We start from the raw sequence: 23,245 nt of genomic DNA, 5'->3' as shown, positions 1-23,245 counted from the left end.
GACATGCGGAACACTCTTGCCCTTATCCTGACCTTCGGTGCCGCAAGCCCGGCGCTGGCCGCAAGCGGCCCGTTCTTCTCGCTTGGCAATACGGACTTTGTCGTCACTCTGGGCTTCATCGTCTTCATCGCGGTCCTGTTCTACTTCAAGGTCCCCGGCATGATCGGTGGCGCGTTGGACAACCGGGCCGAGGGCATCAAGTCCGAACTGGACGAAGCCCGCGCCCTGCATGAAGAAGCGCGCAGCCTGCTGGCCTCGTACGAGCGTAAGCAGCGCGAAGTGCAGACGCAGGCGGATGCCATCGTGGCTGCGGCCAAGGATGACGCGGCGCTGGCAGCAGAGCAAGCCAAGGTCGATCTGGAGAAATCCATCGCGCGCCGTCTGGCGGCCGCACAGGACCAGATCGCGTCGGCTGAGGCTTCGGCTGTGAAGGAAGTGCGCGATCAGGCCATCACCGTTGCTGTCTCGGCAGCTAACGCTGTGCTGGCCAAGCAGATGACCGCTGCTCAGGCGAACAAGCTGATCGATGCGGCCATTGCTGACGTGGGCGAAAAGCTGCACTGACAATTGCCTATCCCGAATTAAGAAAACCCGGCGCAGTCGCCGGGTTTTTTTGTTTCAGGTGCCCAAAGCGGTTTCGGCGCCTAGGCTTGCCCCGTCTCATGCGCCAGGCGTTGCTGTGCAATCGCCTCGTTGCGTTCGGCCTTTTGCTGATCCTTCATGCAGCGCTCGACGAAATCCAGATGCTGTTCGACCGCCAAACGGGTGGCCTCGGGATCCCGAGCTTGCAGGGCTGTGTTGATCGCGCGGTGCTGGTCCAGAATGGCCTCACGCGTGGCGCGTTGCTGAAACATCATCTGGCGGTTGTAAAACACACCCTGCCGGAGCAGATCGTACATCGACCGCATCATGTGCAGCATGACAACGTTATGGCTGGCCTCAATAATGGCCATGTGAAACTCGGCGTCCAACCCGGCTTCTTCTTCGGCGGCGTTGCGCTCATGTGCCGTCTCCATCCGGTCGAAAATGGCCTGAACCACCTTAAGATCGCTGGTGGACCCAAGCCGCGCAGCGCGCTCGGCGGCCAGCCCCTCCATATCCCGGCGGAAGGACAGATAGTCGAACATTGCCTCGTCATGGCTGCTGAACAACCGGATCAGGGCAGGGGAAAAGGCCGAGCCCAGAACTTCGGCCACATAGATACCGGATCCGGCCTTTGCGGTCAGCAACCCTTGGTCCTGCAGATCGGAAATGGCATCCCGCAAAGATGGGCGTGACACGCCCATGCGCTCGGCCAATTCCCGCTCCGACGGCAGACGCTCGCCGGGGCGCAGGATGCCGCGTAGGATGAGCAATTCGATCTGCCGGACAACTGCACTCGACAGCTTTTCGGTCTGAACTTTTTGAAAGGGCATATACACGTCCAAAATTGGTCAAAACATATGACCACAGTGGGGGTTCGGGTTCAAGAAGGGCGGTTTCACTTTGATTGAAACATTAGGTCAGTATTGTTGACTTTAATACTGTTCTGCATAGGTTGCCCGAATTGAGATCGGAGGAGCCTCATGACCGCGCAGACCCTGTTCGCCACCCGTACATCCAGAATGAAAGCGTCCGAGATACGGGAATTGCTGAAACTGCTGGACCAGCCCGGCATCATCTCATTCGCTGGTGGAATCCCCGATCCGGCCCTGTTCCCGGCAGATGCGTTTTCGCAGGCGTTCCAGGCAGCGCTTGGGCCGGACACTCAGGCGCAGGCGCTGCAATACTCGGTCAGCGAAGGCTATGCGCCGCTGCGCGAGTGGCTGGTCCGCCATATGCGGGAGATCGGGGTCGAGTGCGAGGTCGACAACATCCTGATCACCTCGGGCTCGCAACAGGCACTGGACTATCTTGGTAAGCTGTTCCTGTCGCCGGGCGATACGGCCCTGGTCGGATGGCCGACCTATCTTGGGGCTTTGGCAGCTTTCAACGCCTATGAGCCGCGGTTTGACCGGCTCAGCATCAACGGCAATCGCGGTGCTGGGGAATATCGTGAGGCGGCCGGGGACGGGGCGGTCAAGTTCGCCTATCTGTCACCGGATTTCTCGAACCCGACCGGAGAGACGGTTGATTTGCACGGGCGCGAGGCGCTGCTGGACCTGGCCGAAGAACTGGAATGCGCGGTGATCGAGGATGGGGCTTATCAGGCCCTGCGTTATGATGGCGAGGCTATTCCACCGGTTCTGGCGCTGGAACTTGCGCAGAAAGGAACGATTGAAAACTGCCGCACGATCTATTGCGGCAGCTTTTCGAAAACACTGTCGCCGGGATTGCGGATGGGCTGGGTGGTCGCTGCCAAGCCGGTCATCTCGCAGATGGTGCTGATGAAACAGGCCGCTGATCTGCACTCGGCCACCATCAACCAGATGGCCGTGCATCAGGTGGCCGAGGCGTGTTTCGACACCCATATCCCCAAGGTCCGCGCAACCTATCAGGCGCGGCGCGATGCGATGCTGGCCGCCTTGCAGCAGCACATGCCGGATGGCGTGGTCTGGACCCGGCCCGAGGGCGGCATGTTCATCTGGGTCACGCTTCCGGTGGGCACAGACGGGTCCGACCTGCTGGCGCGTGCGTTGGCGACCGAGAAAGTGGCGTTTGTGCCCGGTCAGGCGTTCTTTCCGGACGGCAGCGGGGCCAATACCATCCGGCTGAGCTTTTCCAATTCGGATGAGGCAACGATCCGCGAAGGTATTCGCAGGTTGGGCAACGTGCTGCGGGCCTGACGCGGAAAGGGTCTGTTAACCAATTTACTGCAACCCTGCGGCATGATCCGGTATCTCGCCCTCTTTCTGCTTGCGGCCTGTTCGGCTGGCACGCCCCATTTTCGCAACGTCCCTGCCACGCGCGTTGCCGTAAACGGCAGTGTGTTTGACGTGCGCGTGCGCGGCGAACTGGCCGAGGCGGTCCGCGTCAACGCGCAATACGCCCCACGCCTTGGCCCAATCCGGGATCGTGCAGCGCTGGCCATGGCGCAGGTGTCGGGTTGCCCGATCCTGGATGTGCTGGGCGATGCGGCGGTGACGGTCGGCGTTTTGGGTTGCGACCGCGAGGCGGGGGAGCGGTTGCTGCTGACCGCCATCTCGCGACCCAATTACGAATGTATCAACTATGGCGCGTCCAGCGGCTATGCCTACGAAGTGTTCGAGTGTACGCCATATTGAGAACTGCGCTTATTTGCGTATTTCGGCAAGATATTGTGGATAAGTCGGGCCAATATCCCATATCCTGCGCAATCACGTTGACACCTCGCCCCTCCGTTGCGCAGACTTCCTGACAACAGGAATCAAGGGACTCGTCGCTTTTGCGCTTTAGCAAACTCAAACTGACCGGCTTCAAAAGCTTTGTTGATCCGACCGATCTGATCATCGCGGACGGGTTGACCGGTGTGGTGGGTCCGAACGGCTGCGGCAAGTCCAACCTGCTTGAGGCTCTGCGCTGGGTCATGGGCGAAAACCGCCCCAAATCCATGCGCGGCGGCGCGATGGAGGATGTGATCTTTGCCGGTGCCGCCACCCGGCCCGCGCGCAATTTCGCCGAAGTGGTCCTGACCATGGACAACTCGGAACGCCTCGCGCCCTCGGGGTTCAACGACAGCGATCAGCTTGAGATCGTGCGCCGCATCACTCGCGATGTGGGCAGTGCCTACAAGACCAACGGTAAGGACGTGCGGGCGCGTGACGTGCAGATGCTGTTCGCCGACGCCTCGACCGGGGCGCATTCCCCGGCGCTGGTGGGGCAGAACCGCATCGCCGAACTGATCAACGCCAAACCCCGCGCCCGCCGCCGTATTCTTGAGGAAGCTGCGGGAATCTCCGGCCTCTATCAGCGGCGGCACGAGGCCGAGTTGAAGCTGAAAGGGACCGAGACCAACCTGACCCGTGTCGATGACGTGCTGGAACAGTTGGGCGCGCAACTGGCGCAGCTGGCGCGTCAGGCGCGTCAGGCCGCGCGGTATCGTGAAATTGGCGATCAATTGCGGCAGGCCGAGGGGATGCTGCTATATCGCCGCTGGAAAGAGGCCGACATGGCCCGCCAGCAGGCCGAGGAAAAGCTGCGCGAACGACTGACCGAAGCGTCCCGGGCCGAGGCCGAGGCCCGCGCCGCAGCCGCCAAACGCGCCGAGATCGAAGAGACCTTGCCGCCCCTGCGCGAGGAAGAGGCCATCGCCGCCGCCGTCCTGCAACGCCAGCAGGTGCAGCGCGATCAACTCTCGGATCAGGAAACCCGCGCGCGCCAGACCATTGAGACGCTGACCAACCGGATCAGGCAACTGGGCAACGATATCGAGCGCGAGGCCGGTCTGAACCGCGACGCGGGTGAGATGATCGAGCGTCTGGAATGGGAAGCCCGCGAATTGGCCAAGGCCGCCGAGGGGCATGACGACAAAGTCTCTGAGGCCGCTGAGATTGCGCGTGAGGCCGCATCGGTGCTGCAGGACCGTGAGGATCACCTGTCACAACAGACCGAGGATATGGCACGCCTCGTCGCCCGCCACCAGTCGGCGCAGCGTCTGGTCGAGGACAGCCGCAAGACGCTGGCCCGGTCCGAGGGCGAGGAAGAAAAGGCCCGCTCGGCCGTCGATGAGGCCAGATCGGCCCTGACCCGTTCCAGCGAGGCTTTTGAGGCCGCGCAAGAGGGCGAAGAAGAGGCCCGCGAGGCCGCCGAGGCCGCCGAAGAAGCGCTGGCCGCCGCCGACGAGCTGCGCAACGACACGCAGGCCCGCGAGGCCGAAGCCCGCGCGCAACGGTCCGAGGCCGAGGGCGAGCTGGGCGCGATCCGCGCCGAAACCACGGCGCTGGCCAAGCTGGTCGAACGGGATACGGCAGAAGGCGGGCAGGTGCTGGATCTGCTGCGCGTGGCACCCGGTTACGAAAAGGCGCTGGGTGCGGCGCTGGCCGATGATCTGCGCGCGCCGCTGGTCGAAGGGGATGGTCCGTCAGGCTGGGTGCAGGTTGCGGGCTATGACAGCGATCAGCCGTTGCCCGAGGGGGCCGAGCCTCTGGCACTGCATGTCTCCGGCCCCGATCGTCTCAGCCGTCGGATTGCGCAGATCGGTCTGGTCGATGCGGATCAGGGTGCGCGGTTGCAGGCATCGCTGAAACCGGGTCAGCGGCTGGTGTCGCGCTCGGGCGATCTGTGGCGCTGGGACGGGTTCCGCGCCTGGGCCGAGGATGCGCCAAGCGCGGCGGCCCTGCGTCTGGAACAGCTCAACAAGCTGGAAGCGCTGAAACAGGAACTGGCCCGCACCGAGGCGCAGGCCGATGGCGCCCGCGCCGCGCATGAGGCACTGTCGCAGCAACTGGCCGATGTCACCGAAGCCGACCGCCGCGCGCGCGAAGCCCGCCGCGCCGCCGATCAGCGCATGGCCGAAACCGCCCGCTTGCTCAGCCGGGCCGAGGCCGACCGCAATCTGGCACAGGGCAAGCTGGAAACACTGACGCTGGCCGTGGACCGCCACAAAGAAGACGCCATGTCGGCCCGCGCACAGCTGCGCGAAGCTGAGGGCGCGCTGACTGGTCTGGGTGACCTCGATAGCGCCCGTGCGCAGGTCGAAGATATCAAGCAGACGGTCGAAGCGGCGCGGATCACCATGCTGACCCACCGCTCGACCCATGACGAACTGCGCCGCGAGGGCGAGGCGCGGACGCGCCGCAGCCAAGAGGTGACGAAAGACCTCAGCGGGTGGAAACACCGTCTGGAAACTGCCGAAAAGCGCATCTCGGAACTGGCCGAACGCAAGGAAAGCTCGGAAGAGGAACTGACCGAGGCCATGGCCGCCCCCGGCGAGATTGCCGAGGCGCGCGAGGAACTGAACGAGCTGATCGAAACTGCCGAGGCCCGCCGTGCCGAGGTCGCCGACAAGCTGGCCGAGGCCGAGACCCAGCAGCGCGAAGTTGTGCTGGCCGAGCGTGAGGCCGAGCGACTGGCCTCAGAGGCGCGGGAAACTCGCGCTGCAGCCGAGGCGCGTTGCGATGCGGCCAAGGAAAGCGTTGTCGCCGCGGCCGAGCGGATTGCCGAGGATCAGCAACTGACGCCAAACCAACTGTTGAACCAGTTGGACGTGAACCCGGACCAGATGCCCGCCGCCGACGCACTTGAGGCCGAGGTAAACCGCCACAAGCGCCAGCGCGACGCGATGGGCGCGGTGAACCTGCGCGCCGAAGAGGATGCCAAGGAAGTTCAGGAAGAATTCGACACCCTGAACGGCGAAAAGGCCGATCTGGAAGAGGCCATCAAGGCCCTGCGCAGCGGCATCGCCAGCCTCAACCGCGAAGGCCGCGAACGGCTGCTGACCGCGTTTGAGCAGGTGAACTCGAACTTCGCCATGCTGTTCAAGCACCTGTTTGGCGGTGGCGAGGCCAATCTGGTCATGGTCGAAAGCGACGATCCGCTGGATGCGGGGCTTGAGATCATGTGCCAGCCGCCGGGTAAAAAGCTCTCGACCCTCAGCCTGCTGTCGGGTGGCGAACAGACCCTGACCGCGACGGCGCTGATCTTTGGCGTCTTTCTGGCCAACCCCGCCCCGATCTGCGTTCTGGACGAGGTCGACGCGCCGCTTGACGACGCCAACGTCACCCGCTTCTGCGACCTGCTGGACGAGATGTGCCGCCAGACCGACACGCGGTTCCTGATCATCACCCACCACGCGGTAACGATGGCGCGGATGGACCGGCTGTTCGGTGTGACCATGCAGGAACAGGGCGTCAGCCAACTGGTCTCGGTCGATCTGAAGAAGGCCGAGCAGATGGTCGCCTGACCGCTCACCGCAACGTTATGAACGTTGCGAAGATATCGGGCTAACTTGGGCGCATGAGACGTATTCTGATCCTTGCCCTGCTATTGGCCAGCCCGCTTGCGGCGGCTGAATGGCCAACCAAACCCGGCGACGTCCCCCTCAGCCCCGAGGAACTGGACGCATTGGCGGGCCGCACGCTGACCTTTTACGATGACGGTCAATCCAAGTTTTCGGCGGGCGGGGCGTATTCCTACACCTATGCCAGCGGAGAATCGGCCTTCGGCACCTACAGCATCGCCGAGGATGGCAGCGTCTGCATTGCCTATCGTAATGGATTCAGCCGGTGTGATTTGTACGTGCGCAGTGGAGATCGATTAATTCTGATAGATGAGAAGGGGGATCGGTATCCGGTGCGGCCGGAGTGATAGTCGGCAATGTGGTCAGCCTTTAACCACCATGCAAATAGGTCGTCTCTTTAGTTTGAACGCTAAACTTGTCAGACTGACGAGATACTTGCCTGACATCTGCCCATCGAAGGACTTGATCTGTGACTGAAGACACCGACACACGGCTCGCACTTGGAAAAAAACGAGGATCGCATGGTCGCCAGCAGGATGACGGCGTTCTTGTCATTCGCACCATTGCAATGCCCGCTGACACCAACCCGGCGGGTGACATTTTCGGTGGGTGGTTGATGTCGCAAATGGATCTGGCTGCGGGCAATATGGCGGCGCGCGTGGCACAGGGACGAACAGCGACGGTATCGGTCGAAGCAATGCAGTTCCTGCAACCGGTCAAGGTTGGGGATGAAGTGACGCTTTACGCAACGCTGGTTAAAATTGGTCGCACATCCATGCGTGTGCATGTGGATGTCTGGGCACGCCCGAGACAATCCCACAATGGTCAAAAGGTAACCGACGCGGATTTCGTATTTGTTGCTTTGGACGATACAGGTGCACCGCGACCTGTCTTTGAAAGCGATCAAGGCGATTAATGGGCTACAACTTCCCCAACAACTCCGCCGTCGGCCAAGCATCCGCGGGCAATCCCAGCCGCACCTGTTCCGCCTGAACGGCTGACCGCGTTCCTGCGCCCAGAATGCCGTCGATCTTGCCGACGTCATGCCCGCGCGCCTGTAGCTTGGTCTGTAGCTGTTTCATCTGAGCATCCGACAGGCCCGGTGTCGGGTTGCCCGCGTTGTATATCTGGCCGCCTTCCAGACGGGTGCCGAAATAGGCGGCGGTCAGGACGTAGACGAAGCTTTGGTTCCATTCGAAATAGACGTCGAAATTCGGATAGGCCAGAAAGGCAGGCCCCTTGTGGCCCTGCGGCAGGATCAGTGAGGCGGGCAGGTCGGCCAAAGATCCGCCGCGTGCCTCGATGCCCATCGCCTGCCACTCGGCCACCGAACGCGGTTTGCCGGGGCCTGACAGGGACCAGTCCATCTGCGCGGGCACGGTGACTTCCTGCAACCAGGGCTGGCCGGGTTGCCAGCCCAGATGGGACAGCATCTTGCCCCCGGACATCAGCGCATCGGGGGCCGAGGTCTTGAGCGAAACCTGACCGTCCCCATCCCCGTCTACACCATTGTCCAGAATGTCCTGCGGCAGCATCTGAACCATACCGATCTCGCCGGCCCAGGCTCCGGTGGTGCGCTGCGGGTCGAAATTGCCCTGGCGGAACAGCTCGATCGCCGCGAAGATCTGTGGGCGGAACAGATCGGGGCGGCGGCAGTCATGGGCCAGGGTCACCAGCGCGTTACGGGTGTTGAAATCGCCCTGCACCGCGCCGTAATCGGTTTCGAACGCCCAGAAGGCCAGCAACACGCCGCGCGAGACACCGTATTCCCGCTCGATCCGGTCAAACACGGCCTCGTATTTGCGCGACATGGACTGGCCGCGGTCAATCCGGTTTTGCGAGATCAGGCGGCGCGAGAAATCAATGAAAGGCATCTGGAACACGCCCTGCGCCCGGTCAGCCCGCAGCACAGCGCCGTCCTGCTGAACGCCCTGAAAGAACGCATCGACGGTGCCCTGATCAAAACCCTTCTGCACCGCTTCGGTTTTCAGGCCGCCCACGAACTGGCTGAACCCGCCACCGCATTGGGCAAAAGCGGGTGCCGAAAACAAGGCGGCGGCGAACAGGGAAGGCAACAAGCGCATAAGGTGTCCTTTAGAAAATCAGCGTGACCCCAACCCACACTGACACGAGGCCGAGTGCAAGCCCCCAGACGGACCACAGCATACGGCATGCGCGGAAAACCTCTGCCGCGCCGATCTCGCGCCTTGCATTCCCGTTCACCCAGGCCAGATCGCGCAATTGCCCGTGATAGCTGCGGGGTCCGGCCAAGGCGATGTCCAGCGCGCGTGCCATTGCCGCTTCGGGCCATCCGGCATTGGGTGAGATATGGCGGCGCGCGTCCGCGATGATCTCGGTCCAGCGGGAGCATTGGCCCGAAAGTGCGACGATCATCAGGCAGGTCAGTCGCGCCGGGATCAGATTCAGCAGATCGTCAAACCGGGCCGAGGCCCAGCCGAAGTCGCGATAGGTTTCGTTTCGGTACCCGATCATGCTGTCTGCGGTGTTGACGGCCTTGTAGATCAGCAGCCCCGGCAGCCCCCCGATCAGGAACCAGAAAGCAGGCGCAATGACGCCGTCGCTCAGGTTCTCGGCGGCGCTTTCGATGGCTGACCGCGCGACCTGAGCCTCGGTCATGTCGGAGATATCGCGCGAGACGATCATGGCGACTGTGGCGCGCCCTTCGGTGATCGAGTCAAGCAACCCGTCGCCCACGGCGCGGACATGGGCAACCAGCGAGTTCTGGGCCAGAAGGATCGCACAAATCACGACCTCGACCACCGGTCCCAGCAAGGCCAGAAGCCAGCCCAACGCCCCGGCGATACCGACCAGCAGAACCAGCGCGATCACGCCCTTGAGGCGTTTGTTTCCGCCCTGGTTCAGGCGTTTGTCGAGTTGGCCGACCCCATTGCCCATAAGCACCGCAGGATGACGCAGGCGCGACCACAGCCAATCAGGCTCACCCAACGCTGCGTCCAGACACAGGGCGCAGGCCAGCAGCAGCGCTGCGCTCATAACGCGGCGTCCAGCCGGGACCAGCCGTCCGAGGGGGGCAGGCCGAGGCGCAGATAGGTTTTGGAATAGGGGAAGATGCGGCTCCAGATATGAGCCTGAGCCAGACGGTCCTGCCAGACGTGCGCATCATCAACATTATAGAGACGGAACAGGGACGTTCCGCTCACCAGCTTGGCCCCTTTGCTTGTCAGCATTGTGTCCAGACGGGCTGCCTCCTGCGCCAGTCTGGTTCGGGTTTGCGCGGCCCAAGCCTCGTCCTGCAAGGCGCGTGTGCCGATGCGCAGGGCGGGGCCGGATACCGCCCATGGCCCGGTCAGATCGTTCAACCTGGCAATTGTGTCAGGTTGACCAATGGCAAAACCCAGGCGCAGCCCGGCCAGCCCCCAGAATTTGCCAAAGCTCTTCAGAACAATGATACCGGGACGAGATGCCAAATGGATCAAGGAAGCTTCGGGGATTACGTCGCAAAAGCTTTCGTCGATCACTGTCAGGGGGGCGTTGGCGTCGGCCTCCTGCCAAAGCCGCCCGTCCGGGTTGTTGGGGTGCACGATGACGCGGGCCTCAGCCGGGGCATCCGCATGCACCTGCCAGCCTTGTGCGGAAAAGGCGGCGGCGTGTTCGTTATAGGTTGGCGTCGTGATCTGAACCCGACCGGGCGCGGCAAGTGCGGGCAGGCGCGCGATTACGGCTGACGCTCCGGGCGCGGGCAGAATCGCGGCGGCGTCCGGGACGGACCAAAAGCGGCGCGCGGCCTCGCTGAGCCGTTCGAACGCGCCATGATCGGGTAGTTGCGTCCAGTCTGACGCGATCAGGTCTGAGACCTGATAGGGGTGCGGGTTGATTCCGGTGGACAGATCAATCCATCCGTCCCGCGTGCCGCCATACCGCTTGATCGCATCGTCCAGCCCGCCGCCGTGGTCGCGTTTGGTGCGCGGGTTCAAATTGGTGTCAGTCATCGCGCCATAAGTCCCAAACGCCGGATTCGACCTGCTTCAAGCGGATTTTTGCCGTTTTGACAAGCAAATCCGCGTGAACAGCGCGTGTCGGCACCATCGTTAACACTTTGTTAAGGAAATCACGGGATCACAGACCACGGGGGTCGGCACCACTCACCATACCAAGTGCCGAGGTTGTTGCAAATGAAAGTTCTGATTGTTGAGAGTAACCCCGACCTTGGTCGGGTCTGGAAAAGGCATCTGGAACGACAAGGTGCCGAGGTTGAACTGGTCGCCGGGCAAGAGGCTGCGATCCTCGCGCTGTATGGCACGGCCTTTGACATCATCGTGCTGGATCTGGTGCTGGAAAGCGGCAGTGCGCTGGCCGTGGCCGATTTCGCCAGTTATCGCCGCCCCGAGGCGCGGGTGATCTTTGTCACCAACACCACGTTTTTTTCGGACGGGTCCATCTTTGCCCACAGCCCCAATGCCTGTGCCTATGTGCAAAGTGCAACGCCGCCAGAGGATCTGGCGGCGATGGTTGAACATTACGCGGCGGGTCGCTGACCACGACCATGCGGTTCCGTGTAGTCCAGCGCCGGGTTCACCGGGATGATCCGGTGCGGATTGATGCTGTCATGGCTGTAGTGATAGTGCCGCACGATATGGTTCATGTTCACCGTCTGCGCAACGCCCGGCCATTGGTATAGCTCGCGGGTATAAGCCCAGAGGTTCGGATAATCGACCAGCCGCCTTTTGTTGCATTTGAAATGCAGGTGATAGACCGGATCAAAGCGGATCAGGGTGGTGAACAGGCGCCAGTCCGCCTCGGTCACGCGATCCCCCATCAGATAGCGGTTGTGGCCCAGCCGGTCCTCCAGCCAGTCCAGCGTGTCGAACAGCGGATGAACGGCGGTATCATAAGCTTCTTGCGTGGTGGCAAAGCCGGATTTGTAGACGCCGTTATTGACGTCGGAATAGATGCGGGCGTTGACCTCTTCGATGTCGTCGCGCATCGCCTCGGGCCAGTAATCATCGGTGTTTCCGGTGATCCCGTCGAAGGCGGAATTGAACATGCGGATGATTTCCGAGCTTTCGTTCGACACGATGGTTTGTTGCTGCTTGTCCCACAGGATCGGAACCGTAACGCGCCCGGAATAGCCGGGATCGGCCTTGGTATAGATCTGATGGGCGAAATCCAGACCGTAGAGGGCGTCGCCTGTTGCGCCGTGATCGTCTGTCTCAAACGTCCAGCCCTTGTCCATCATGTCAGGATGCACGACCGAGACCGGGATTAGATCGCTTAAGCCTTTTAGCTCGCGGAAGATCAGCGTGCGATGCGCCCACGGGCAGGCGTGCGAGACATAGAGGTGATAGCGGCCCGGCTCCGCCTTGAAGCCCGCCTTGCCCGACGGGCCCGCGCTGCCATCGGCGGTCAGCCAGTTGCGAAACTGCGCGGCGCTGCGTTTGAATGCCCCGCCAGTGGATTTGGTATCATACCATGTGTCGTGCCATTTTCCATCGACCAGCAGGCCCATCGCGCGTCCTCCGCATCCCAAGTGTCAGGGCAAAGATAGGGCGCAGAGGCTGCCCTTCCTATCCCAGCTTTTGCGCAACCAACCTGCGCTTGCGCACAGACAGCGCTGAGATGTCCGCGCAACATTTTGCCGGTTGGTTCAGCCTATGTGACGCAGTTCACTGGATTTTTACGTATCGGTGTTCACAATATTATGCATTCAAGGGGGATATTTTTGATGAGTACCTATGTTTCCAAGGAGATTCGCGCCGAATTAGACGCTGCGCGAATCGCATCCCTGAAGAAATCCAGCCGTTTGCGGGTAGAGATTGGCGACAATCGCTACAAAATCCTCAAACTGTGGAAAGACGGTTTTACGGTCGAGGCCGAGACCACGCCGCGCCTGCGCGGGCTGGTCGATATCTACGACGGCGCCAACCACCTGTATCAGTGCCTGATCATCGCGGATGAGGAAGAGGGTGGCGAAATGCGATACGAGTTCAAGCGCAGCACCGCCGCCCATGACAAAGCGCCGCTGGATTTCTACCGCGCCCCGGATGCCCCAATCGCGTTGCTGGGGCACGAGGAGTAGGCGAAACCTCTCGGGCCGGGTTTTGTCGGTCGGTGCCGCTACAGCAATCCGGCCCGGCGAGAGCAGGCTTATTGCAGGTCTCCAAACGCCTGTTTCAACCGGGCGCAGGCCTCTTCCACCCGTGCGCGTTGGGTGGCCAGATTGAACCGTTCAAAGGTTTCTCCACCCTTTCCAAATCCGGGGCCGGAAGACGAGGCAATCCGGGCGTCCTCGCGCAGGCGTCGGACAAATTCGGCATGATCCATACCGGTGCCCGAGAAATCGACCCACGCCAGATAGGTCGCCTGCAGGGGCATCGACCATAGGCCGGGGATATCCGCGATGGCGGCATCAAACAGGCGGCGGTTGCCGTCCAGATGCGCGACCTGGGCATCGACCCATTCGGCCCCTTCCGGCGAATAGGCGGCGGTGATCATGGCGACGCCCAGTGCGCCGGGGTCATAGTCCAGCGTAACCAACCGGTGATTCATCGCCGCGCGCAGCTTTGGGTCGGGGATGATCATATTGCCGGTGCGCTGTCCGGCGATGTTGAAGGTCTTCGATGCTGCCGTCAGCGTCACGGTCCAAGGGCGCGCCTCGGGCGCTGCAACATCCATCGGGACGAACTTGGCTCCGGGGTAAACCAGATCGTGATGGATTTCGTCTGATACCAATATCAGCCCGTTACGTTCCGCGAATGCAGCGACCGCCTTCAGTTCATCAGATGTCCAAACGCGCCCCGAGGGGTTCTGGGGCGAGCACCACAGCAACAGTTTTTCCGACCCGTCCAGCCGCGACTGCGCGTCTTCCAGATCGATCCCATAGCTGTCACCATCTCGGACCAGCGGGCATTCCACCACGCGGCGGCCGGACTTGTTCACCTTGTGCGCGAACTCATGGTAGACGGGGGTGAAGATCACCACGCCGTCGCCCGGATCGCTCCAGACGTCCAGGCACAGGGCGATTGCATTGCCCAGCCCTTGCGTGGTCAGAATCCAATCGGTGTCGATCTGCCAGTCATGCCGGTTCTGCATCCACCACTGGACCGCACCCAGATACTCGGGGTGCTTCCACGAATAGCCAAACACCCCATGATCCGCAGCGCGCCGGACCGCATCGATCACGCAGGGGGCTGTCTGGTAATCGGAATCGGCGGTCCACATGGCCAACCCGTCCTCGGGCGAAACGCCATAGAGTTGCTCCATCTTGTCCCATTTTGAACTCTGGGTGCCGCGGCGGTCGATCAGGGTGTTGAAGGTCATGTCAGCTCCGTTTCTCTGGCCGAAAGCTAACGGCAAATCGGGCATGTGCAAGGGGGGCGTTGCGGCGGCGGGCGCGATGGCCTAAATCAGCCCCATGAAACGCAATATCCTGATCCATCCCGACCCCCGCCTGAAAAAGGTCTGCGCGCCCGTGGCTGATCTGACGGACGAGCTGCGCAAGCTGGCCGACGACATGCTGGAGACGATGTATGACGCGCCCGGTATCGGTCTGGCCGCGCCGCAGATCGGCGTGCTGGATCGGCTGATCGTGCTGGATTGCGTCAAGGAAGAGGGCGAGGCCCCGCGCCCGCTGGTCATGTTCAACCCCGAGATCATTGCGTCTTCGGACGAAACCAATGTGTATGAGGAAGGTTGCCTGTCGATCCCCGAACAATATGCCGAGGTGACGCGCCCCAAGGTCGTGGATGTGGCCTGGATGGATCAGAACGGTAACGCCCAGCACGAGACGTTCGACGGTCTTTGGGCCACCTGCGTACAGCATGAGATCGACCATCTGAACGGCAAGTTGTTCATCGATTACCTCAAACCGCTGAAACGGCAGATGATCACGCGCAAGATGCAGAAGCTGAAACGCGAAAAGGCGCGCACATGACGGTTCGCACCTGCCTGCCGTGGCCTGACAAACGCCTGCGCGCCAAGGCTGCGGACGTGGCTGAAATCACCGATGACATCCGCGCAATCTGGGATGACATGATCGATACCATGGAGGCGATGCCGGGCGTTGGCCTTGCTGCTACCCAGATCGGGGTGATGCTGCGGTTGGCCGTGGTGGATGGCTCGACCGAGCGGGGCCGGGCCGTGCGGCTTGCGAATCCGGAAATCCTGCACAGTTCGATCGAATTGCGCGAACATGAGGAGGCCAGCCCGAACCTGCCCGGCGTGTCGGCCAAAGTGAAGCGCCCGCGCGCTGTGACGGTCAAATTTCTGAACGAAAACGGGATGATCGATCGCCGCGATTTTGTGGGCATCGAAGCCACCAGCGTTCAGCATCAGATCGACCATCTGAACGGGCGGATGTATTTCGACCGGCTGAGCAAGGTCAAACGCGACATGCTGCTGCGCAAGGCGCGAAAATCAACGTAGGCCGGGCTTCAGCCCGGCACCCGCATAACCTGGAGCCGATCATGCGCGTCATTTTCATGGGTACGCCCGATTTCTCGGTCCCGGTTCTGGATGCGCTGGTCGATGCCGGGCATGAGATCGCCGCTGTCTACTGCCAACCGCCGCGCCCGGCGGGTCGCGGTAAGAAGGATCGACCAACCCCGGTTCATGCCCGGGCCGAGGCGCTGGGCCTGATGGTCCGCCATCCGGTATCGCTGAAATCACCCGAGGAACAGGCCGCCTTTGCCGCATTGAACGCCGATGTGGCGGTTGTCGTCGCTTATGGGCTGATCCTGCCACAAGCCATTCTGGATGCGCCCGCGCAGGGGTGTTTGAACATCCATGCCAGCCTGTTGCCGCGTTGGCGCGGCGCGGCCCCGATCCATCGCGCGATCATGGCGGGGGATGCGGAAACCGGTGTCTGTATCATGCAGATGGAGGCCGGTCTGGACACCGGCCCGGTCCTGCTGCGGCAAGCGACCCCGATTCAGTCTGAGGAAACGACGGCCCAGCTGCACGACCGCCTGTCAGTTATGGGTGCGGATCTGATCGTTGACGCGCTGAGCCGCCTGTCCGATCTGACGCCCGAGCCGCAGCCAGAGGATGGTGTGACCTATGCCTCAAAGATCGACAAGGCCGAGGCGCGGATCGACTGGTCGCGCTCGGCGGAACAGATCGACCGCCAGATTCGTGGCCTGTCGCCATTTCCCGGCGCCTGGACCGAAATGGAGGGCGAGCGCATCAAACTGCTGGCCTCGCGCCGGGCAGACGGGCAGGGCCAGCCGGGGCAGGTGCTGAACGGTGATCTGCATGTGGCCTGCGGGCAGGGTGCGGTCGAGCTGCTGCGCTTGCAAAGGGCTGGTAAAGGTGCGCAGGATCGGGAAACCTTTCTGCGCGGCTGGCCGATCCCGATCGGCACACGGCTGACATCGGAGTAACACTGAATGTTCATGGTCCTAATGGGTACAGTCGTGATCGCCGGGATCGTCGGATACCTGTCCGAGAAAACCGGCTTTACCCATAACGGCTATCTTCTATCGATCATCATCTGCGTCGGTGGGGCTTTCCTGTTCTATTTCGTGCGCATCATGTTCGGTATCAGCTTTGGCCCACCGGGGCTGAATGCGGTTTTGTCCTCAATCGGCGCGCTGATCATCGTGCCGACCCATTGGAGGAGATGACATGCCCGTCATCGCTCTGATCGTCATCGGCGCGGCGGCGGGTTTTCTGGCCACCCGCCTGATGCGGATCGAGGCTGATATTCCCACGACAATGCTGATCGGAATCGTGGGCGCTCTGGTCGGGGGTTTCCTGCTGCGCGCTTTAGCGACGATGATGGGGTGGTTGTCAGGTTTTGTCGGCGCGGTGCTGGGGGCTTTGCTGGTGATCTGGCTGTGGCAGGTCATCCGCCGCCGTTAGGCCTTGACCTTTCTCGGCATCACCCGCCAGATCACAGAAAATCTGATGACAGGTGGCCCATGTCCTATGATCTGAACCCCGGTGACGTCGCCCTGATGGGCGTTCCTTTGGACCTGCACTCTTCCTTTCTGCAAGGTCCGGCCTTCGCACCCGGACGCATTCGCGAGGCGCTGCATTCGGGTGCCGCCAATCTGACCGCCGAGGATGGCACCGACCTTGGCGCAACCGAACGTTTCAGGGATACCGGCGATCTGGACGTGTTCGAGATGCGCGGGCAGGAACCCGTCGACCGGATCGAAGCGGGGGCCGCACAGCGCATTTCAACCGGCGCGCGGCTGTTGTCGCTGGGCGGGGATCATTCGGTCGCGTTCCCTCTGATCAAGGCGCATGCCGACCGGTACGAGCGGTTGAACATCCTGCATATCGACGCGCATCCCGACCTTTACGACACGCAGGATATCGGCCCGCTGGGTCACGGCTGCCCGTTTGCGCGGGTGATGGAAAGCTGTCAGATCAACCGTCTGGTACAGGTCGGCATTCGCACCATGAACGCGCATCAACGCGCGCAGGCCGATAAGTTCGGGGTTGAAGTGATCGACATGCGCAACTGGCGCGCGGACTTGCAACTGTCTTTCGATGGGCCGGTTTACCTGTCGCTGGATCTGGACGCGCTGGACCCGGCCTTTGCGCCCGGCGTGTCCCACCACGAACCCGGCGGGCTGAGCACACGCGAGGTGATCGACCTGATCCACCGGTTCGAGGGCCAATTGATCGGCGCGGATATTGTCGAGCTGAACCCGCATCGCGATCCCTATGGCATGACCGCGATGGTGGCTGCCAAATTCGTCAAGGAAATCGGCGCGCGGCTGTTGACGCGCTGAACCTAACGCTCGTCGCAGACGGCGGATGAGCCCAGTTGAGGTGCGGCGCGGGTGGTCATGTCGAACCGGTCCGCCTCGGTGGCGGTCATCCAGTGCATCTGGTCCGCAGGGGCGGCTTCGAGCGTGAACCAGTAAAACTCGTCATCCACGTCAATGTCCTGAAAATAGTCCAGATAGCGGTCATGTTCCGGGTCATCCTCGGGCAACTCGGTTGCGACAATTCCCGACCCGCTCCAACTGTGAACGCCGACGCAGGCGCCGGGGTGCAAGGTGCGGTTATGGCCAGCCAGAAACAGATCGGTGCCGCCTGATGCGACCAGACCGCCCGAGGGGACAACCGTGTCGAATCCTTCGTCATGGACAACGCGGCTGAAGACGACATTGGCGTCATCGTCCACCGAACCTTCGATGTACTGCAGAACAAGGGTCGAGGCCTGCGGGTTCTGTTCGATTGCATCTTCGAACGCATCCAATGTGGTGTGATCGATCGTGCCCGTGGCGATGATCTGATCGCCTTGGGTGACGAAACTCACTGGCGTGTAGGACTCGCCGCAGGCCGCCAACAGGGACAATCCCGCCAGAACCGACAATGCTTTCATCTGAATCCGCGCTCCGAATGGTTTTGCACTTGGTAGCAGCGCAGGGGCGAGCCGTCCATCTTGGCGCTATTGGCGGGGCGGGCGGGCCTTGTAGACGGGCAATTGCCAGCCAAACAGCAGCGAACCGGCCCGTAGCGCCCAGCAGACCAAGGCGCACAGGCCCAGCGTCAGAAGGCCATCCAATCCCAGCTTTGTCGCCAATACGGCAGTCAAAGCCCCCGCAAAGGCGCAAGACACATAGAGTTGCCCCTGTTTCAGGACCAACGGCACCTCATTGCAGACCACATCCCGCATCAATCCGCCCAGACATCCCGTGGTCACGCCCATCAATACGGTGATGGTGCCGGACTGTCCCAGCGACAGGGCCGCGCCGGTGCCCGCCGCAACGGCAATGGACAGGGCGAAACTGTCCAGCCAGACCAGCCAGTTGTATCTGCTTTCAACCAGATGCGCGGTGAAAAACACCAGCACTGCCGCCGCAACCGCGATCAGGATGTAACCTGGCTGGCCGACCCAAAAGACCGGATGCCGATCCAGCAGCAAGTCGCGCACGGTGCCGCCGCCCACGGCAGTCAGACAGGCGATGAAGGCAAAACCCACCAGATCAAGCTGTGCGCGACTGGCCACCAACGCTCCGGTCAGGGCAAAGATCAGAACCGAGGCATAGTCGAGCAGCGCAAGACCGCTCACGCCTGTGCCTTTTTGGGTTTGAACGGGGCCATGCCTGCACGGGCAAGCTCATCGGCTTTTTCGTTTTCCGGGTGGCCCGCATGGCCTTTGACCCATTCCCAGGTCACGTCATGCCGGTCTTGGGCGGTATCCAGACGTTGCCACAGGTCCACATTCTTGACGGGCTTTTTGTTCGAGGTTTTCCACCCGTTCCGCTTCCAGCCGAAAATCCACCCGGTCACGCCGTTTTTCACATAGGCGCTGTCGGTGACGATGGTGATGGTCGAGGGCCGCTCGAGCGTTTCAAGCGCGCTGATTGCGGCCAGCAATTCCATCCGGTTGTTGGTGGTCTCGGCCTCGCCACCTTTCAATTCGCGCTCTTTCAGAACGGTTTCCCCATCCATTGCGCGCAGCAGCACGCCCCAGCCGCCCGGTCCGGGATTGCCGGAACAGGCGCCATCCGTATAGGCAAACAGATCAGGCATGAGCGGCCAATGAAATGAAGTCAGAGACCGAACCGTCCAGCCCGGTGCCGCTGCCAAGCCTTTGATCGGTGATGGTGAACCCTGCGTCTTTCAGATAAGTCTTCAATTCATCCTCGGAGTAGTAACTGTAATAGCGCCCCAACCGGTCGGGGCCTTCGCCTTCCCCCAGTTTCATGGCGATGAAGAACGCACCACCGGGTTTCAGGGCGCGGTGAATGGCGTTGAGATGCGTGGGGAAAGCGGTACGCGTGGCGTGTAGCAGGCTGAAATTGGCCCAGATGCCATCGTAAATCCCGTCAGCCTCCAAGGCGTCAAAACTGGCATGGCGTGCCGAGACACCGGGATGGGCCGAGGCCAGCTTGACCATTTCGGCGGACGCATCCGTCGCGTCGACCTGCAACCCGGCTTGCGCCATCAGCGCGGCGGACGTTCCGGGCCCGCAGCCCAGATCCAGAACTCTGCCGCCTTCGGGCACGGCCTGAATAAATCGCGTCAATTGTGGGTCGCCCGTATTGTCGTCATCCGTCAGCTCGGCATAGCGCTCGGCCTGCGCGTCATAGACGGAAATGGTGTCGCGGTCGCTCATAGGTAAACTCCAACGGCAAGACACATAAGCACGATGACGGTCAGCAGAATACGCAGCCGCATCCACCAGTTCGGGGCCAGACCCCAGTACCAGAACAGCGCGTCCAGCACCAAAAGCCCGGCAAAGCCGGTCATCAGATTGGTGCCTGCGGTTACCGGGCCGCCTCCGGTCATGAAGAACGCCCAAAGCGCTGGAAGGACGGACAGCGTATAGCCTACCGTTGCCTTGCTGCCCGAGGTCTTAGTGGCAAAGCCCCACAGCACGCCCGACATGAAGCTGAGGATCACCGAGCCATAGAACAACTGGACGTAGGGGCCGACAAAACGTGGCCCGATTTCGCGCGTGCCCCAGGCTTGCAGGTCCGCGTTCAGATAGGTCAATGCGCCCCAGACAAACGGGATCAGACCCGCCAGACCCAGATATAATGCCGACTTGGGTACGCCGTTCACGCGGGTTGCCTCAGAACACGGGGGACTTTGAACTCGACGTTTTCCTTGGCGGTTTCGGCCAGTTCAACTGTCACATCGTAGTGCTCGCGAAACGCATCGATAACCTCGTTCACCAGCACTTCGGGGGCCGAGGCCCCGGCCGTGATCGCGACGCTTTTGATCCCCTCTAGCGCGCGCCAATCAATGTCAGGCGCGCGTTGCACCAGCTGCGCATAGGTGCATCCGGCGCGCGATGCGACCTCGACCAATCGGCGTGAGTTTGACGAGTTCGGCGCGCCGACCACCAGCAAAGCGTCTGCTTTTGGGGCGACGGCCTTGACGGCCTCTTGCCGGTTGGTGGTGGCGTAACAGATGTCCTCCTTGTGGGGTCCCACAATGGCCGGGAAGCGCGCTTGCAAAGCGGCGATGATGTCCTTGGTGTCGTCAACTGACAGGGTGGTCTGGGTGACAAAGGCCAGCTTGTCGGGGGTGCGTACCTGAACTTCGGCCACGTCCTCGACCGTTTCGACAAGCAGCACCTCGCCTTCAGGCAGTTGCCCCATGGTCCCGACGGTTTCCGGATGCCCCTTGTGACCGATCATGATCATCTGCAACCCGGCCTCATAATGTCGCTGCGCCTCGATATGCACTTTCGAAACCAGCGGGCAGGTCGCGTCGACATAGATCATTTCGCGCTGAGACGCCTCGGCCGGTACCGATTTCGGCACGCCATGCGCGGAAAAGATCACCGGGCGGTCATCGGGGCATTCGTCCAGTTCGCTGACAAAAACAGCGCCTTTTTCGCGCAGCCCGTCGACAACGAATTTGTTGTGCACGATCTCATGGCGCACATAGACGGGTGCGCCCCATTTCTGCAGCGCCATCTCGACGATTTTGATGGCACGGTCTACGCCTGCGCAAAAGCCGCGCGGGGCGGCCAGATACAGTGTCAGTGGCGGCTTGGTCATGTCGCTGTCTCCTTACTGCACAGGTAAGTCTTTTCCCGGCCTTGGTCCAGACAGGACAGCGTCATTGATCTGACATGAATCGGTGCTAGCCAGACGATGTTTCAGAACCAATCCATAGTTAAGGAAGCGCGGCCAGGGTGGTGAATCCTGACCGCGCAAATTTTTTCATCGATGTCGGGCCGAAAGATCAGCCGCCCGAGGCAACCGCGACGCTGCGCGGTTCAGCGGGCATCTCGCGCGGAGGGCGGCCGATGACGTCCCGCAGATCTTCCAGTTCGATGAAGTTATCCGCCTGGCGGCGCAGCTCGTCCGAGATCATCGGCGGCTGGCTGCGGATGGTCGAGACAACCGAAACGCGCACGCCCTGACGCTGCAGGCTGGCAATCAGCGGGCGGAAATCCCCATCGCCCGAGAACAGCACGATATGATCGACCCGAGGTGCAAGCTCCATGGCATCGACAGTCAGTTCGATATCCATGTTTCCTTTGACTTTCCGACGCCCCATGCTGTCGGTGTATTCCTTGGCCGGTTTCGTGACCATGGTGAAGCCATTGTAATGCAGCCAGTCCACCAACGGGCGGATCGGTGAATACTCGTCATTTTCAAGCAGCGCTGTGTAGTAGAAGGCCCGAAGCAACTTGCCACGGCGCATGAATTCCTGCCGCAGAAGTTTATAGTCGATGTCGAACCCGAGTGCTTTGGCGGCGGCATAAAGATTTGAGCCGTCGATGAACAGCGCTAGCCGTTCGTCTTTATAAAACATAAATAGTCCCTTCCGGTACAATGCAGCGCGTTGAGTGATGGGTGTGTGAGTGTAAAAATGTCGCGCTGTAGTGTCCCTATAATTAGGGCTTTTGTTGGCCATCGCAAGTATGCTGTGCGCCGAATATAGGAAGATACATGAGCGATTCCGCGCGAAATGCCATAGTTGCCCTAGGGGCAAATCTCAATTTGAGAGGATTTGGACCTGAAGTGACACTTCGACGCGCCCTTGACGCGCTTTCACGTCATGGGATGGTGATTCGCGCTGTCAGCCGGTTTTTTGCGACCCCCTGTTTCCCGGCAGGGGCGGGGCCGGATTACGTGAATGCGGCGGCGGCGATCGACACTGACCTTTCGCCGCCAGAGCTTTTGGACGTGCTGCATGCGGTCGAGCATGAGTTTGGGCGCGAGCGGATACAGCGATGGGGAATGCGGACGCTTGATCTGGATCTGGTGTGCTATGCGGATAGGGTTATGCCTGACAAGGCCACCTATGCGCACTGGCTGGATCTGGCCCCGGATGAACAACGGAAGGCGGCGCCGGATCAGTTGATTCTGCCCCATCCCCGCCTTCAGGACAGGGCGTTTGTGCTGGTTCCAATGGCGGATATTGCGCCGGATTGGTGCCACCCGGTGTTGCAGCAGACAGTCACACAGATGGTTGCAGCTTTGCCTGCCGGGGATGTTCAGGCCGTCACGCCCCTGTGATCCCTGCTTTTGCGGCATTTCGTGCTTGTCAAGGCGGGCAATCGGTCTTAGATAAGCCTCTTCCTGACATGGATTCAGTAACGGAGAGCGCCCCATGGCCCGCGTGACGGTTGAAGATTGCGTTGACAAGGTTCCAAACCGGTTCGAACTGGTGATGCTGGCGGCCCACCGGGCGCGCGAGATTTCTGCCGGCGGTCCGATCACTGTGGACCGTGACAACGACAAAAACCCCGTCGTTTCCCTGCGCGAGATCGCCGATGAAACCCAAAGCGCGGACGAACTGCGCGAGCGTCTGATCGAGGCCAACCAAACCCAGATCGAGGTGGACGAGCCGGAAGAAGATCAGATGGCGCTGCTGATGGGTGCGGAATCCGACAAGCCTGCGGATGACGATATGTCCGAAGAGAAGCTTCTGCGCGCTCTGATGGAGGCTCAAGGCCAGGGCTAAGCCCCAAGCTACACG

General features: G+C 61.5%; 29 protein-coding genes. 16 read left to right on the top strand and 13 right to left on the bottom strand.

Going from position 1 to position 23,245, the window contains the following annotated elements; genetic code table 11:
• The first annotated feature begins 3 nt into the window (after positions 1-3).
• Complete coding sequence (locus tag ACR0KX_RS16600) at positions 4-564, top strand: F0F1 ATP synthase subunit B (protein ID WP_170520225.1); 561 nt, start codon at positions 4-6, stop codon at positions 562-564.
• An 80-nt stretch (positions 565-644) separates the two neighbouring features.
• On the opposite strand, the gene ACR0KX_RS16595 is transcribed toward ACR0KX_RS16600, so the two are convergent.
• Positions 645-1,415, bottom strand: a complete 771-nt coding sequence (locus ACR0KX_RS16595) for an FCD domain-containing protein (RefSeq protein ID WP_170624268.1) — start codon at positions 1,413-1,415, stop codon at positions 645-647.
• A 150-nt stretch (positions 1,416-1,565) separates the two neighbouring features.
• Between ACR0KX_RS16595 and ACR0KX_RS16590 the strand changes: the two genes are divergently transcribed.
• The 5 genes from ACR0KX_RS16590 to ACR0KX_RS16570 all read left to right on the top strand — a co-directional run bounded on the left by ACR0KX_RS16590 (position 1,566) and on the right by ACR0KX_RS16570 (position 7,772).
• Positions 1,566-2,765 (top strand): aminotransferase-like domain-containing protein, encoded by a 1,200-nt coding sequence (locus tag ACR0KX_RS16590; RefSeq protein WP_170624265.1) that lies wholly within the window; start codon positions 1,566-1,568, stop codon positions 2,763-2,765.
• 42 nt (positions 2,766-2,807) lie between these two features.
• Entirely contained in the window at positions 2,808-3,203 is a 396-nt protein-coding gene (locus ACR0KX_RS16585; RefSeq protein WP_170454709.1) for a hypothetical protein, read from the top strand.
• A gap of 140 nt (positions 3,204-3,343) precedes the next feature.
• The gene (locus ACR0KX_RS16580; protein ID WP_170624263.1) at positions 3,344-6,799 is read left to right on the top strand and encodes an AAA family ATPase; all 3,456 of its coding nucleotides are present in this window, start codon (positions 3,344-3,346) and stop codon (positions 6,797-6,799) included.
• A 53-nt stretch (positions 6,800-6,852) separates the two neighbouring features.
• Positions 6,853-7,203, top strand: coding sequence for a hypothetical protein (locus tag ACR0KX_RS16575; protein ID WP_170454704.1), 351 nt, complete (start codon positions 6,853-6,855; stop codon positions 7,201-7,203).
• A gap of 221 nt (positions 7,204-7,424) precedes the next feature.
• Positions 7,425-7,772, top strand: a complete 348-nt coding sequence (locus ACR0KX_RS16570) for an acyl-CoA thioesterase (RefSeq protein ID WP_170455039.1) — start codon at positions 7,425-7,427, stop codon at positions 7,770-7,772.
• 4 nt (positions 7,773-7,776) lie between these two features.
• On the opposite strand, the gene ACR0KX_RS16565 is transcribed toward ACR0KX_RS16570, so the two are convergent.
• Genes ACR0KX_RS16565 through cobD form a run of 3 tightly spaced genes read right to left on the bottom strand, consistent with a single transcriptional unit; the run spans position 7,777 to position 10,827 of the window.
• Positions 7,777-8,940 (bottom strand): lytic murein transglycosylase, encoded by a 1,164-nt coding sequence (locus tag ACR0KX_RS16565; RefSeq protein ID WP_170624261.1) that lies wholly within the window; start codon positions 8,938-8,940, stop codon positions 7,777-7,779.
• Positions 8,941-8,950: 10 nt separating this feature from the next.
• Positions 8,951-9,871, bottom strand: a complete 921-nt coding sequence (gene cbiB / locus ACR0KX_RS16560; RefSeq protein WP_170624259.1) for an adenosylcobinamide-phosphate synthase CbiB — start codon at positions 9,869-9,871, stop codon at positions 8,951-8,953.
• Positions 9,868-10,827, bottom strand: coding sequence for a threonine-phosphate decarboxylase CobD (cobD, locus tag ACR0KX_RS16555; protein ID WP_170624257.1), 960 nt, complete (start codon positions 10,825-10,827; stop codon positions 9,868-9,870). The genes cbiB and cobD overlap by 4 nt, the downstream gene beginning before the upstream one ends.
• A gap of 183 nt (positions 10,828-11,010) precedes the next feature.
• Between cobD and ACR0KX_RS16550 the strand changes: the two genes are divergently transcribed.
• Complete coding sequence (locus tag ACR0KX_RS16550; RefSeq protein ID WP_170454695.1) at positions 11,011-11,373, top strand: response regulator; 363 nt, start codon at positions 11,011-11,013, stop codon at positions 11,371-11,373.
• Here the strand turns inward: ACR0KX_RS16550 and ACR0KX_RS16545 are convergent.
• Positions 11,355-12,344 (bottom strand): glutathione S-transferase family protein, encoded by a 990-nt coding sequence (locus ACR0KX_RS16545; protein WP_170624255.1) that lies wholly within the window; start codon positions 12,342-12,344, stop codon positions 11,355-11,357. The two genes, ACR0KX_RS16550 and ACR0KX_RS16545, sit on opposite strands and share 19 nt — an antisense overlap.
• Before the next feature lie 216 nt (positions 12,345-12,560).
• Here ACR0KX_RS16545 and ACR0KX_RS16540 point away from each other — a divergent pair, with 216 nt between their 5' ends.
• Positions 12,561-12,914, top strand: a complete 354-nt coding sequence (locus ACR0KX_RS16540; RefSeq protein WP_170454691.1) for a hypothetical protein — start codon at positions 12,561-12,563, stop codon at positions 12,912-12,914.
• 68 nt (positions 12,915-12,982) lie between these two features.
• Here the strand turns inward: ACR0KX_RS16540 and ACR0KX_RS16535 are convergent, their stop codons facing one another.
• Entirely contained in the window at positions 12,983-14,155 is a 1,173-nt protein-coding gene (locus tag ACR0KX_RS16535) for a MalY/PatB family protein (protein ID WP_170454689.1), read from the bottom strand.
• A gap of 94 nt (positions 14,156-14,249) precedes the next feature.
• On the opposite strand from ACR0KX_RS16535, the gene def (ACR0KX_RS16530) reads away from it, so the two are divergent.
• From def (ACR0KX_RS16530) to speB, 6 genes are read left to right on the top strand one after another with little or no spacing between them, the layout of a single operon-like run.
• Positions 14,250-14,768, top strand: a complete 519-nt coding sequence (gene def, locus ACR0KX_RS16530; protein ID WP_170454687.1) for a peptide deformylase — start codon at positions 14,250-14,252, stop codon at positions 14,766-14,768.
• Positions 14,765-15,259, top strand: coding sequence for a peptide deformylase (def, locus tag ACR0KX_RS16525; RefSeq protein ID WP_170454685.1), 495 nt, complete (start codon positions 14,765-14,767; stop codon positions 15,257-15,259). The genes def (ACR0KX_RS16530) and def (ACR0KX_RS16525) overlap by 4 nt, the downstream gene beginning before the upstream one ends.
• 41 nt (positions 15,260-15,300) lie before the next feature.
• Positions 15,301-16,215, top strand: a complete 915-nt coding sequence (gene fmt / locus ACR0KX_RS16520; RefSeq protein ID WP_480708608.1) for a methionyl-tRNA formyltransferase — start codon at positions 15,301-15,303, stop codon at positions 16,213-16,215.
• 6 nt (positions 16,216-16,221) lie between these two features.
• Positions 16,222-16,458, top strand: a complete 237-nt coding sequence (locus ACR0KX_RS16515) for a hypothetical protein (RefSeq protein WP_480708607.1) — start codon at positions 16,222-16,224, stop codon at positions 16,456-16,458.
• Position 16,459: 1 nt separating this feature from the next.
• The gene (locus ACR0KX_RS16510; protein ID WP_170454679.1) at positions 16,460-16,696 is read left to right on the top strand and encodes a GlsB/YeaQ/YmgE family stress response membrane protein; all 237 of its coding nucleotides are present in this window, start codon (positions 16,460-16,462) and stop codon (positions 16,694-16,696) included.
• Positions 16,697-16,755: 59 nt separating this feature from the next.
• The gene (gene speB / locus ACR0KX_RS16505; RefSeq protein ID WP_480708606.1) at positions 16,756-17,577 is read left to right on the top strand and encodes an agmatinase; all 822 of its coding nucleotides are present in this window, start codon (positions 16,756-16,758) and stop codon (positions 17,575-17,577) included.
• A 2-nt stretch (positions 17,578-17,579) separates the two neighbouring features.
• On the opposite strand, the gene ACR0KX_RS16500 is transcribed toward speB, so the two are convergent.
• The 7 genes from ACR0KX_RS16500 to ACR0KX_RS16470 form a co-directional block, all read right to left on the bottom strand.
• The gene (locus ACR0KX_RS16500) at positions 17,580-18,176 is read right to left on the bottom strand and encodes a Clp protease/crotonase-like domain-containing protein (protein WP_170624247.1); all 597 of its coding nucleotides are present in this window, start codon (positions 18,174-18,176) and stop codon (positions 17,580-17,582) included.
• 66 nt (positions 18,177-18,242) lie between these two features.
• The gene (locus ACR0KX_RS16495) at positions 18,243-18,866 is read right to left on the bottom strand and encodes a trimeric intracellular cation channel family protein (RefSeq protein ID WP_170624245.1); all 624 of its coding nucleotides are present in this window, start codon (positions 18,864-18,866) and stop codon (positions 18,243-18,245) included.
• The gene (rnhA, locus tag ACR0KX_RS16490; RefSeq protein ID WP_170454671.1) at positions 18,863-19,330 is read right to left on the bottom strand and encodes a ribonuclease HI; all 468 of its coding nucleotides are present in this window, start codon (positions 19,328-19,330) and stop codon (positions 18,863-18,865) included. Before rnhA ends, ACR0KX_RS16495 begins: the two co-directional genes overlap by 4 nt.
• Positions 19,323-19,916 carry a class I SAM-dependent DNA methyltransferase gene (locus ACR0KX_RS16485; RefSeq protein WP_480708605.1) on the bottom strand — a complete coding sequence of 198 codons (594 nt, stop codon included), beginning with the start codon at positions 19,914-19,916 and terminating at the stop codon, positions 19,323-19,325. The genes rnhA and ACR0KX_RS16485 overlap by 8 nt, the downstream gene beginning before the upstream one ends.
• Positions 19,913-20,365 (bottom strand): DUF3429 domain-containing protein, encoded by a 453-nt coding sequence (locus tag ACR0KX_RS16480; RefSeq protein ID WP_170737654.1) that lies wholly within the window; start codon positions 20,363-20,365, stop codon positions 19,913-19,915. The genes ACR0KX_RS16485 and ACR0KX_RS16480 overlap by 4 nt, the downstream gene beginning before the upstream one ends.
• Positions 20,362-21,312, bottom strand: a complete 951-nt coding sequence (gene ispH / locus ACR0KX_RS16475; protein WP_480585352.1) for a 4-hydroxy-3-methylbut-2-enyl diphosphate reductase — start codon at positions 21,310-21,312, stop codon at positions 20,362-20,364. The genes ACR0KX_RS16480 and ispH overlap by 4 nt, the downstream gene beginning before the upstream one ends.
• A 187-nt stretch (positions 21,313-21,499) precedes the next feature.
• A complete protein-coding gene (locus tag ACR0KX_RS16470; RefSeq protein ID WP_170520280.1) occupies positions 21,500-22,075 on the bottom strand; it encodes a LabA-like NYN domain-containing protein in 576 nt (191 codons plus the stop codon).
• A gap of 137 nt (positions 22,076-22,212) precedes the next feature.
• Here ACR0KX_RS16470 and folK point away from each other — a divergent pair, with 137 nt between their 5' ends.
• Positions 22,213-22,782 carry a 2-amino-4-hydroxy-6-hydroxymethyldihydropteridine diphosphokinase gene (gene folK / locus ACR0KX_RS16465; protein WP_480708604.1) on the top strand — a complete coding sequence of 190 codons (570 nt, stop codon included), beginning with the start codon at positions 22,213-22,215 and terminating at the stop codon, positions 22,780-22,782.
• Between the two features lie 94 nt (positions 22,783-22,876).
• A complete protein-coding gene (gene rpoZ, locus ACR0KX_RS16460; RefSeq protein ID WP_010437681.1) occupies positions 22,877-23,230 on the top strand; it encodes a DNA-directed RNA polymerase subunit omega in 354 nt (117 codons plus the stop codon).
• Positions 23,231-23,245: the final 15 nt, after the last annotated feature.

The organism is Ruegeria sp. BG5 (assembly GCF_056538425.1).
This window is presented reverse-complemented; position numbering and strand designations above follow the sequence as displayed.